This window comes from Sodaliphilus pleomorphus (genome assembly GCF_009676955.1).
In the GTDB taxonomy this organism is placed as follows: domain Bacteria; phylum Bacteroidota; class Bacteroidia; order Bacteroidales; family Muribaculaceae; genus Sodaliphilus; species Sodaliphilus pleomorphus.
This window is the reverse complement of sequence record NZ_CP045696.1, coordinates 568554-579901: the sequence shown is the minus strand read 5'-3', so window position 1 is coordinate 579901 and position 11348 is coordinate 568554. Positions and strand designations below refer to the sequence as shown.

8 protein-coding genes are annotated in these 11348 nt (G+C 56.5%); 5 read left to right on the top strand and 3 right to left on the bottom strand.

What is annotated here, in order from left to right; genetic code table 11:
* Window positions 1–22 precede the first annotated feature (22 nt).
* The 3 genes from GF423_RS02395 to GF423_RS02385 form a co-directional block, all read right to left on the bottom strand.
* Window positions 23–2089, bottom strand: a complete 2067-nt coding sequence (locus tag GF423_RS02395; protein ID WP_154326869.1) for an AAA family ATPase — start codon at window positions 2087–2089, stop codon at window positions 23–25.
* Between the two features lie 256 nt (window positions 2090–2345).
* On the bottom strand, window positions 2346–3938 hold the full coding sequence (locus GF423_RS02390; protein WP_154326868.1) for an OmpP1/FadL family transporter: 1593 nt from the start codon (window positions 3936–3938) through the stop codon (window positions 2346–2348).
* A gap of 178 nt (window positions 3939–4116) precedes the next feature.
* Window positions 4117–5367 carry a hypothetical protein gene (locus GF423_RS02385; RefSeq protein ID WP_154326867.1) on the bottom strand — a complete coding sequence of 417 codons (1251 nt, stop codon included), beginning with the start codon at window positions 5365–5367 and terminating at the stop codon, window positions 4117–4119.
* Window positions 5368–5672: 305 nt separating this feature from the next.
* Here GF423_RS02385 and GF423_RS02380 point away from each other — a divergent pair, with 305 nt between their 5' ends.
* The 5 genes from GF423_RS02380 to GF423_RS02360 all read left to right on the top strand — a co-directional run bounded on the left by GF423_RS02380 (window position 5673) and on the right by GF423_RS02360 (window position 11290).
* Window positions 5673–6503, top strand: coding sequence for a CvfB family protein (locus GF423_RS02380; RefSeq protein WP_154326866.1), 831 nt, complete (start codon window positions 5673–5675; stop codon window positions 6501–6503).
* A 79-nt stretch (window positions 6504–6582) separates the two neighbouring features.
* The gene (locus GF423_RS02375; RefSeq protein WP_154326865.1) at window positions 6583–7047 is read left to right on the top strand and encodes a YqaA family protein; all 465 of its coding nucleotides are present in this window, start codon (window positions 6583–6585) and stop codon (window positions 7045–7047) included.
* Window positions 7048–7217: 170 nt separating this feature from the next.
* Window positions 7218–8132 (top strand): DMT family transporter, encoded by a 915-nt coding sequence (locus GF423_RS02370; RefSeq protein ID WP_154326864.1) that lies wholly within the window; start codon window positions 7218–7220, stop codon window positions 8130–8132.
* A gap of 51 nt (window positions 8133–8183) precedes the next feature.
* Window positions 8184–9113, top strand: coding sequence for a DMT family transporter (locus tag GF423_RS02365; protein WP_154326863.1), 930 nt, complete (start codon window positions 8184–8186; stop codon window positions 9111–9113).
* A gap of 461 nt (window positions 9114–9574) precedes the next feature.
* Window positions 9575–11290, top strand: a complete 1716-nt coding sequence (locus GF423_RS02360; RefSeq protein WP_154326862.1) for a leucine-rich repeat domain-containing protein — start codon at window positions 9575–9577, stop codon at window positions 11288–11290.
* Window positions 11291–11348: the final 58 nt, after the last annotated feature.

The window sequence follows — 11348 nt, the reverse complement described above, 5'->3', positions numbered from 1 at the left end:
GTGGGGTGGATAAAAAAAACGATTATTTCTTTTTGTGCTCTTTGGCCCTCAGCACCTTGGCTTTGGCCGCATGGCGGTCGGCCAGGTCGTCGAGGCCCAGAGCCTCATAGATGGCTGCAAGAGCCTCGTGGGGCAGGGCTGCCGTGCGCTTGGCCTTGATGGCACGCTTGTAGGCCTTGATGGCGTTGGGCACGTCTTTCTGCGAGCCGTGGTATTGCGCCATGGCGACGAGTGCGTCGTAGTTGCCCGGCTCAATCTTGAGTGCCTGCTCGATGGTGGCGAGTGCCTTGCGGGGCTCGTCGATGATCATGAGCAGCCTTGCCTTGCCCAGGTAGGCCGGGATGCAGGTGGGGCTTATGTCGATGGCCTTGTTGTAATTGGCCAGGGCCGAGCGCATGGCGATTTCGTCGAGCGCGGGCTGGCTTGTGCCATAGGACGTCGATGGCTCCTCGGCGAGGCTGCCCATTCCCAAACTTTGGTCGCCCATTGCCGTGAACTCGAGCGCCAGCTTGCGCAGCATTTTGTTTTGAGCGTCGATGACTTGAGCGAGATTTTTTATTTCCTTTTCCTGGCGGTTGAAGCGTTGCAGCTTGAGGGCGGCCAGGCGTTGCACTGCCGGTTTAAGGGTGACGTCGTGCAGCAGGCGTGCCTGCGACAGGGCGGCAATGCACTCGCCAAACTCATTGTGGTCGAAGGCGTGCACGGCTCTCAGATAGAGATGGCGGGCTTTTTCCTGCTCGATGGCGCTGTCGATGACTTGCTGATTGTTGAATTGATGACTGAAGGCAACCACGGCGCTCGACACGATGATGTCGCGCATGCTCAAGGGCTTGAGCAGGGTGATGCCCTCGAGCGAGGTGCAGCGCGACAGGGCCACATAGGTCTGCCCGCTGGTGAAGGCGCCGCCGGCAAAGTCGATGACCACCTTGCCGAAGGTGAGTCCCTGGCTCTTGTGCACGGTGAGCGCCCAGGCTGGCTTCACGGGGTACTGCTTGAAGGTGCCAATGGGTGTCTCTATCACCTTTTTCTCTTTTTCGTCGTAGGTGTATTGCACGTTTTCCCACTGCTCGGGGTCGAGGTTGTGGGTTTCGCCGTTTTCCATTTCCACCTCGATGTCGCTGTCGGTCAACGCCGAGACCTTGGCGATGGTGCCGTTCACCCAGCGCCCTTCCTTGTCGTTGCGTATGAAGATGACCTGTGCCCCCTGCTTGAGCGTGAGGTCGCGGTTGGTGGGCAGGTCGCCGTCGGGGAAGGTGCCCGTGATCTCGCCGTGAAAGGTGTACTCGGGAGTGGTGAGGGCGATCATGTGCTCGTCGTTGATGGCGTCGACGGTGTCGCGGCGTGTGGCCAGGGTAATCACAAAGCTGCCGTCATTGTCGCGGTAGTCGGGGGTGTAGCGGGTGTTGAGGGCGGCCAGGTCGGCCGCCGTGGCTTGGTTCACGCGCACGCGGTCGAGCAGGGCGACAAACTGGTTGTCGCTCTGGCGGTATATCTTGCGCAACTCGATGGGCACCAGGCCCAGTTGGGAGAAAACGCGAGCGTTGAAGAAGAAAAACTGCTTGTACCAGTGATTCAAGATCTGCCGCATGTCGCGCGTCACCACGGGTTCAAGCTGGAAGATGTCGCCCACAAAGAGCAGTTGCTTTCCCCCGAAGGGCTCTCGCATGTTGCCCGAGTACACACGCAGCACCTTGTCGATGAAGTCGATGATGTCGCAGCGCACCATCGATATCTCGTCGATGACGATGAGCTCCAGCTCGCGCAGCAGCTTCACCTTGGCGCGTGGAAAACGCATCGTTTCGCGCATGCGGCGGGGCGAGTAGTCGGGGTCGTCGGGAATGAGGGGCTTGAAGGGTATCTTGAAGAAGGAGTGCAGCGTCTGGCCGCCTGCGTTGACGGCAGCAATGCCCGTGGGGGCCAGTATCACGTGCTTCTTCTTGGTGTGGGCGCATATGTAGCGCAGAAAGGTGCTCTTGCCCGTGCCGGCCTTGCCCGTGAGAAATACCGAGCGGTGGGTGTTCTGTATCATGGCCCAGGCGTTTTGAAACTCCGGGTTGTCGAGATCGATGTTTTGTGACTGTTGCTGCATGTGGCTTTGAGCTGCGTTTATTGCCGTTAAAGTTACGCATTTTTTCTCACATAGCACCCACGATGTCCATCCCATTGTGCTAAGAAATGCCATTTCGGCCGCAACCCTATATGCAGTTCCAGGATCTCACATAAGGAGATGAAGAAAAAGAAATGGGCAACCTATCGGCAGGCTGCCCATTTCAGGAATATATTTAAACGTAATACAGATTAGGTGCTACTGTGTGCAACGTGTCGTGCATGAGTGTCTCCGCCCCTTAGAAGCGGAAGCCCATTGTGAGCACGACGCGGTTGTTGTTGTCCTTGACCTCGGCATTCACGCCTGGCTCGGTATAGCCGATGCCCACGATGGGCGAGAAGGCGTTGTACTGGCTGGTGCGCCACTTGTGCACATAGGCCATGTCGGCGTAGAAGCCCTTGTAGTGATAGCCAAGACCCAGCGTGAGGTGCTGGATGCTCTTGTCAAACTCATAGGCGGTGTTGTTGCTCACCGTGGTGATGTTGGCCTGGTTGTCTTTCACCACGTCTTTCACCGGGCTGGTCTGGTAGCTGTAGCCGGCACGCAGACTCCAGTCGGGGGTCACGCGGTACTCGCCGCCCACTCTGAAGATGTGGCTTGCTTGCAAGTAGTCTTTCACGCGGTCGGTCACGTCGGTATAGGCATGGCCGTTGTCGTCACACACGCGTATGCTGCCGTTGCCCACATACTCGTAGTCGAAGCTCAAGATGCCCTCGCGGCCCATGACGCCTGCAATGCTGGCAATGAAGTGCCATGGCGTGTGGATGTCGTAGCGCACCTCGTCCATGCTGCCGTCGCCATAGCCGGCATAGTTGGTGCCATAGTAGCCGCCATCGGTGGCCCCGGCAGGTGTCATCTGGAAGGCTGCGCTCGAGGCGTAGCGGTCCTTCATGTCGTAGTAGGTGGGGGTGTGGAAGGCCAGACCCAGACGCAGCTCGTTGACGGGCTTGACGATGACACCCAGCTTGAAGTTGTAGCCGGTGCCCTCGGTGTGCAGGTAGTTCTCATAGCCGTAGTCGGCCGTGCCGTCCACAATGCCTGTGTTGCCGTTGTGGTCGTAGATGTAGGCATTGTTCAGCGTCTCTCCATAGTAGGTGTAGCTCTTGTAGTCGAGGTCGGTGAGCCCCACGGTGGCGCCCCAGAACACGGTGTTGTTGACATTGCCGCCGAAGCTGATGTTGTACTCATCGGTGTGGCCCGACTGGTCGACTTCAAACTCGCCCGAGCCTGTGGTTCCGTCGCCGTACAGACCTTGCCAGCCGCCGTTGTTGTAGTTGATGAGATAGGAGTTGTACGACAATATGCTGGCCCACGGTGCACTTGTGGAGTAGTAGGGGTTGTAGTCGTTTGTCACGCCCAGGTCGCTCTCGTTATAGTTGCCGGTGTAGCTGGCGATGTGATTGGTGATCGAGGTGTTGAGTGCGCCCACGGTGCCGCGGTAGTGACGGTGGAAGTCCATCTGGCGCTGATAGGTGAAGCCGATGTTGAAATAGGGCACCACCTCGCTGCCGGTGCGTATTGAGCCCACATAGCCGGCGTTGTTCACGTTGAAGCGGGTGTCGTTGTCGCTCGACAGGTTGGTCTTGCTCGAGTTGAAGTCGAGGCTCATCGTGATGCCGGCATCGCTGCTGCGGTACACGCCTATGCCGCCAGGGTTCTGCGACAGGGTAGAGAGATCGCCGCCCAGAGCGCCAAATGCACCTGCCATCGACTGGAATCGAGCGGTGCCGCGCAACTCGGTTTCCGAGTTCTTGAGCGCGTCAAATGTCTCTTGTGCTGTAGCTATGACTGGAAGGCTGCAAAGGAGCAGCCCAAATAAAATCTTGTTCATAATGAATAATTGATGATAAGACAATAAATCAAAGGTAGAGAGTTTGTGTGTGTGGGGGGGAAGGAAACTTGTGGTGATGAATGAGGTTGTGGTTGCAAGCCTGTTGTTTAAACTAAAAAAAACTCATGTGCCTCACGCGATGTGGGCAAGGCACATGAGTGATGCCTGCAGTTTGCCGTCACCGGCGACCACCGCCACTGCCATGACTGCCACCCGAGAAGCCGCCTCCTCCACGGCCGCCGCCCGAGAAACCGCCGCCGCCCGAGAAGCCACCGAAGCTGCCGCTGCTGCGCGACGGGGTGCTGTAGGTGCGCGAGGGCACGCTATAGGTGCGCGAGGGGGCAGTGTTGGTGCGCTCGCCGCGATACATGCTGCCGCCGTCATAGCTGTTGTAGGAACGGGTGTTGTTGACTTGTGGCGTGCGGCCCATCGAGCTCACATTGCCGCGGGGCAGGGAGCTGTAGTTGCTGCGAGGAGTGCTGCTGTAGTTGCCAGTGGCATAGCCAGGACGGCGGCCGCCGCTCACGTTGGCACTGCCCGTACGGGGCGCGACGCTGCCCAGGCCGCTGCGAGTTGCACTCATGCTGCTACGTCCTGGTAAGCGGCCTGCAATGCCCGAGGCACTGTTGCCGGTGGCATAGCCAGGACGGCGGCCGCCGCCTGCCATGGTGCCGTTGCCGCCCCAGGTGTTGCCCATGGGCCGGCGTCCGCCTGCAAAGCGGTCGTTCCAGCCATGATTCCAGCCGTAGTCCCAGCCGTGGTGCCAACCCCAGCCGTAGTCCCAGCCAGGACCCCAGCCCCAGTTCCAGGAGTACCAGGGATCATACCAGCTGCCATACCAGCTGCCATACCAGCCACTGTACCAGCCCCACGGGCGATAGTAGCCATACCAGCCACTGTAATACCAGGGATCATACCAGCTCCAGAACGGGTCGTACCATGTGTTCCACCCGTAGCCCCAGTAGGGATAGCCCCAATTGGTGCCAATGACCAGATTTACTGTGGGTTCGGTGTCGTAGTAGAGGGTGATGAGCTCATCGTCGCCCGACCCGTCGACCACATCGGGATTGTAGAAGCGCTGGATGCGCTCGGTGTTGGAAAATGTGTTTTGGTTGTCGCCGGTCACAGCTGTGGTGTCGGCGGCATAGTTGTCATTGTAGTCGTAGTTGCCGCGGCGGTTGTACTCGTCCTCATCGCGTGCTGCCGACGACTTCTCGACGGTGACCTTGTAGCGCTGAGAAGTGGTGGCGATGCGGCTGCTCGAGCTCGTGGAGCTCGGCGCCGTCTGCACAGTGGTCGAGCGCCGGCTACTGCTGGAGCGGCCGCTGTAACTGCTGCCGGCATAGATGTCGTCGTAGTCCTGGGCCACAGCCACAGTGGCCAGGCTCAATGCGACAACGCCAATGGTTGTTAATAATCTGTACTTCATAGTTGTATTTACGTTTAAAATTCTTTTCTTTTTTCTTTGCATTTTAGACTTTGTGCCCCTTGCAAAGTTTAATTTTTTTCTTGTTAAAAGTAGATATTATTTTTCTAATTGTAGTCATGTTTCAAGACAAAACTGCCACTGTGTAAACATTTTTTATCTTTTGCTTGCCTCCTTTGCTTTATTTTAACCCAGAAGCCGTGATGTCTCAATCATATATGTGCAACATGTGTGCCAGAAAGTGATGAATTTGTCTTACCTTTGCAGTCACTGAAAATCGTTTTTATTTCATACAATCAATTGCAATTATGATAAAAATTGGGCAATACAATGAGCTCACCATCAAGCGCACGGTTGACTTTGGCGTGTACTTGACCGACGACGAGGGCAACGAGGTGCTGCTGCCCAAACGCTACCTTGCGGGCGACGAGCGCCCGGGCGACTGGGGCCGCGTCTTTGTATACAACGACTCTGAAAACCGCCCTGTGGCCACTACCGAGCGCCCCGTGGCCGTGGTGGGGGAGTTTGCCCTCATGCGCGTGCTCGACGTTAACAAGGTGGGTGCTTTCCTCGACTGGGGACTTGACAACAAGGACCTGCTGTGCCCCTTCGGAGAGCAGCGCGTGAAGATGCAGAAGGGCCGCAGCTACATTGTGCATGTGCACATCGACAAGGCTACGGGCCGCATTGTGGCTTCGGCCAAGCTTGACAAGTTTCTCGACAAGGACCGCCCGCGCTACTATCACCGCCAGAAGGTGGACCTGCTCGTCACGCAACGCACCGAACTGGGCTACCGGGTGATTGTTGACAATCGCTACTGGGGCATGATCTACAGCAACGAGATATATGACGATGTCAACATCGGGGAGCGCCGCGAGGGCTTTGTGAAGCAGGTGCGCGACGACGACAAAATCGACGTTACGCTCGAGAAAATCGAGAAGCTCAGGGTCGACGACCTGGCTGCCGTCATTCTCGACCACCTCAAGCATCACGGGGGCGAGATGCCCTTGAGCGACAAGAGCGACCCTAAGGACATCATGCGTGCGTTCAATTGCAGCAAGAAGGACTTCAAGAAGGCTTTGGGACAGCTCTACAAGCTCAAGAAGGTGACCCTGGGCCCTGTCACGAAGCTGGTGTAACCCCTGCTCTGATTGGCACTTTGTGTGGCCGCGCACTTGGCATGATTGTTGTCGTGAAAGCGGAGAGACTGTAAATATAATGGATGCGTTTGTACATTTTTTCGTCCAGTGGGGCTACTTCGGCCTCTTCTTGGGGTCGTTTATCGCTGGCAGCGTGATACCGCTCAGCAGCGAGGCTATCCTGGTGGTGTGTGTGGGCCCGCTGGGGCTCAGCCCGTGGTGGTGTCTTGTGGCAGCCTTGCTGGGCAATGTGGCGGGCGGCATGACGTGCTACTGGATGGGGCACTTGGGCAATATCGAGTGGATTGAGCGCTGGGCCCACGTGAAAAAAGAGAAACTGGAGCAGGCCGAGCGCTGGGTGGAGCGCCGCGGCGCCTGGATGGCTTTTTTTGCCTTCCTGCCCATCATAGGCAGTGCCATCACCGTGGCCTTGGGCTTCTTGAGGGCCAATGCCTGGGGCGTCACTTTTTTTATGGCCATCGGCAAGATGCTGCGCTATGCTGCGGTGATATGGGGCACCCAGGCGGTGGCCGCCCTGTTGTGAAATTCCTTCCCCCTTCACAGCTTGCTGCCTTGCCCTTGTGCACATAGCACACATTTTGACCTATCGTGAATAGACTTAGGGTGAAATCAATCGAATAGTTTTTATTATTCGGTTTTTTTTGTATCTTTGTAGAGCTATTAATACACCTTCTATAAAGCAACCAACTGATAATGAAAACCAAACAACGCACAAGGGGCTTTGTGGGTGCCATCGTGTCGGCATGTACTTTCGCCTTGTTACCTTTATTCTCGGTGCCGGTCATGAATGCCGGCATGGAGACACCGTCGGTGCTCATCTGCCGATTCATTTTTGGGTCGATTTTTATACTGGCAGGCATGATTTACATGCGTGTCGATCTCAAGATTTCGCTCAGCGACTTGTGGCGCCTCGTGATACTTGCAGTGCTCAACGACGTCACGGCGCTCACTCAGTTCTATAGTTTCAAGTTTATCGACTCGGGCGCGGCTATCACGATTTTCTCGGTCTATCCTGTGTTCACCTGCCTCATCATGGTGCTCTTCTTCCACGAGAAGCTCACGCTGCGCACGGCTGTCGCCATCGTGCTGGCCGTTGTGGGCGTTGGGGCGGTATCGGGCATCAACCTGGGCGGAGGCTCCGATGCCGCTCTGCTCAATGGCATCACGCTGGCCTTGGGCGCCGGCCTGTCCTATTCGCTCTACATGGTGCTCGTGCCCATTTTGCGAGTGGGCAGCATGAACAGCTTGAAGCTCACTTTCTATGTCTTTGTGCTGGGCTTGGGCTTCCTGCTCATCTTCACGCCATTCACGCCTGCGGGCATTCAGCCGGTGGGCAGTTGGAAGGTGGGGGCTACATTGCTCCTGCTTGGCCTGGTGCCCACGGCAATCTCCAATTTCACCCTCATCGTTGGCCTGAGAAACATAGGCAGCACCCTCACCTCGATTCTGGGCGACCTCGAGCCTCCTGTGGCCATGACGGTGGGTGTGCTTGTCCTGGGCGAGTCGGTCACAGCCGTGCAGGTTGCCGGTCTTGTGCTCATCGTGCTTGCTGTTTCGATTATCATCTTGAAGAAAAACGGCGACACTGCACCCGCGCCTGCCGATTAGTTCTTTTCATATTATGTCATTTCAACTTTTAAAAATAAGTAATAAGCAGTAATGGAAAGTCGAGTTCAGTGCAAGAGTCGCACCAAGGGTTTTGTCAATGCCATGATTTCGTCGTGTTCTTTCGGCCTTATCCCGCTCTTCTCGGTACCGGTCATGGAAGCTGGCATGCACACGCCCTCATTGCTCATCTACCGTTTCCTTTTTGGCGCGGTTTTCATTCTCATGGGCATGGCTTACATGAAAATTAGTCTGAAAATCACGTTCGGGCATTTCTGGCGCATCTTGATACTGGCTCTTTCCAACGATGTGACGGCGCTTACCATGGTTTATGGCTACAACTTCATGCCCAGTGGCGCGGCCTGCACCATTCAGTTTTCCTATCCCATTTTCACCTGTGTGCTCATGATGATTTTCTTCCACGAGAAGCTCACCGCGCGCACGGCCATAGCCATTGTGCTGGCCGTGCTCGGGGTTGCGGCCCTGTCGGGAGTCGACATGGCAGGGTGCGACAGCCGGCTGTGGATAGGCGTGGGGCTCGAGTTGCTTGCCGGCCTTTCCTATGCCGTCTACCTGGTGCTCGTGCCGGTTCTCAATGTGAGCAAGATGGACTCCTTGAAGCTCACCTTCTATGTCTTCTTGCTGGGCGGTGTGTTGCTGGTGCTCTTCACGCTGTTCACTCCCACTGGCATCCAGCCCATTGGCACCTGGAAGATAGGGTTTACGTTGTTACTGCTTGGTCTTGTGCCCACGGCTGTTTCCAATTTCACCCTCATTGTGGGGCTCAAGAACATAGGCAGCACCCTCACCTCGATTCTGGGTGCGCTTGAACCCCTCACGGCCATGGCTGTGGGTGTGCTCGTGTTTGCCGAGCCATTTGATGTGATCACCTTGCTGGGACTCATCTGCATTGTCGTGGCCGTGCTGGTGCTGGTTGTGAAAAACGTGAAGTGGATGCCTCCCTACAAGAAGCAAGCGAGATAACCCTCGCAATATCAAGCGTTGCAGACAACTGTGATTGCAGGCTGCCTGTCTCGTTGTTGCCCTGAACGGCCGATGCATAGAAAAAGAATTTGTCGGTTTTCTTGCGTTTTTGTTTTTAAATGTTTACTTTTGTTTACCGCTACGTTAAGAACCGACACAATTATGAGAAATATCTTTGCCCATCCCCAAATCCAGCGATGGCGCGACCCCTGCAATAGCGCCATGATGTGGCGTGGTCCCCACCAGCATGATGCGCGGGCTGCTCTGTGGCTTTGACACTCGAGAAGCGTGTGGCTCGTTGAGTGCGCTTGTCACTGCAATTCCCATATTATTCAAACCTACACTTATATGTAAACAAGTCAAACAAAATCCTGTTCTTCATCGGCTGTCATTGCCATGTGGCACGCACTCGCTATGTGTGTGCAGTGATGCCGAGGTGAAGACTTATTGTAAAAAAGCTTATGAAAAAATCTCTACTTCTTCTCATTTCATTTTTGTGCTGTGGCATGCTTGTGCAGGCCAAGACCGTGAATGTTGCTACGGCAGGCACACTCAACCAGTACATCACCACCGACGAGAAGCTCACCACCACCGAACTTGTGGTCACGGGCCAGCTCAATGGCGACGACATGCGGCTCTTGCGCGAGATGGCCGGCGTCGACTACAACGACAATGCCACCACGGGCAAGCTCGCTACGCTCGACCTCTCGCAGGCACGCATCGTGGCTGGCGGCTCGAGCTACAAGGGCTCGCTCATGACCAAGGACAATGTGGTGGGCGAGAGCATGTTTAGCAAGTGCTCCAGCCTGGTGACGGTGAAGCTGCCCAAAACTGTGACCAGTATCGAGACCGATGCCTTCAGCGACTGCTCGGCCATGACCAGCATCGTGTTGCCCGACTCTCTAAAGGAGATGGGCGATGCCGTGTTTGTGGCTACCGGCCTGGTCTCGATCACCATTCCCGAGGGCATCACGCGCATAGGCGACTTCATGTTCTACTACAGCGAGAGCCTTGCCACGGTCAACTTCCCCGCTTCGCTCACCCAGATAGGCGAGGAGGCCTTCTCGGGCTGCCCGCTCACAACCATCAACGTGGCTCCCGGCAGCCGTACTTTCTATACCGAGGACGGCGTGCTCTACACGGCCGACAAGACCAAGCTGCTGCTTTACCCGCAGGGCCGCACCACAGCCACCTTCACGATGCCGGCCGCTGTGCGCACCATTGGCAGCGCCTCGTGCAAGGAAGCCCAGTTTGCCCATGTGGTCATGAACTCCGGGCTCACGACCATCGAGGACTATGCCTTCGACGGCTGCGCGCAGCTTCAAAGCATCGACATGCCCAACACAGTGACCAAGGTGGGGCCATTTGCCTTCAACAAGTGCACGGCTGCCACGTCGACCACTATCTCTGCCGGCCTCAAGTCGTTGCCCGAGAGCATGTATGCCCAGTGCCAGAAACTCAACAACGTGGTGGTGCCCGACAATGTTGAAAACATAGGGCTCACGGCATTCAGCAATTGCAAGAGCCTCACCAGCATCACTCTGCCTGCCCGTCTCGACACCCTGGGCGACCTGGCCTTCAACGGTTGTATAGCGCTCACCACGATTCAGTTGCCTCAGCATGTGACCAGCCTGGGCAAGGGCCTGTTCTATGGCTGCAAGAAGCTGGAAAGCGTGACCATGCCCACAGGCATCGACTCGATACCCTACCGCATGTTCTACGGCTGCAACAGCCTCAAGGAGTTTGAAGTGCCCCAGGGCGTGACCACGATTGTGATGTACGCTTTCCAAGGTTCGGGGCTTGAGAAGGTGACGATACCGCAGTCGTGCACCTACATTGGCGATGCCGCCTTCATGTATTGCACCAAGCTGGCCGAGATACAAAACTACAATGCCACACCGCAAGAGCTGGGCATGTTCACCTTCGAGCAGGTGCCCGCTTCTTGTGTACTCTATGTGCCTAAGGGGGCAGCTCCGGCCTATCGCGCTGCCGATACCTGGAAGGAGTTTACCGACACGCGCGAGCGTGAGACCACTGCGGTGAACGGCCCCGTTGCCGCCAGTGCCGTCGAGGTGGCCCGCTACAATGCCATGGGGCAGCGCCTGCAAGCTGCGCAACCCGGTGTCAACATCGTAGTCATGAGCGATGGCAGCGTGCACAAGAGCCTCGTGAGGTAACAACCCACATCCACGCTGTATCAACCATTAGCCCCCTCAGGCGCCGTGTGCAGTGCGC

Bases quoted from the DNA above. Each gene is read 5' to 3' on its own strand.
- GF423_RS02395 (WP_154326869.1), bottom strand. From the start codon at position 2,089: ATGCAGCAACAGTCACAAAACATCGATCTCGACAACCCGGAGTTTCAA.
- GF423_RS02390 (WP_154326868.1), bottom strand. From the start codon at position 3,938: ATGAACAAGATTTTATTTGGGCTGCTCCTTTGCAGCCTTCCAGTCATA.
- GF423_RS02385 (WP_154326867.1), bottom strand. From the start codon at position 5,367: ATGAAGTACAGATTATTAACAACCATTGGCGTTGTCGCATTGAGCCTG.
- GF423_RS02380 (WP_154326866.1), top strand. From the start codon at position 5,673: ATGATAAAAATTGGGCAATACAATGAGCTCACCATCAAGCGCACGGTT.
- GF423_RS02375 (WP_154326865.1), top strand. From the start codon at position 6,583: ATGGATGCGTTTGTACATTTTTTCGTCCAGTGGGGCTACTTCGGCCTC.
- GF423_RS02370 (WP_154326864.1), top strand. From the start codon at position 7,218: ATGAAAACCAAACAACGCACAAGGGGCTTTGTGGGTGCCATCGTGTCG.
- GF423_RS02365 (WP_154326863.1), top strand. From the start codon at position 8,184: ATGGAAAGTCGAGTTCAGTGCAAGAGTCGCACCAAGGGTTTTGTCAAT.
- GF423_RS02360 (WP_154326862.1), top strand. From the start codon at position 9,575: ATGAAAAAATCTCTACTTCTTCTCATTTCATTTTTGTGCTGTGGCATG.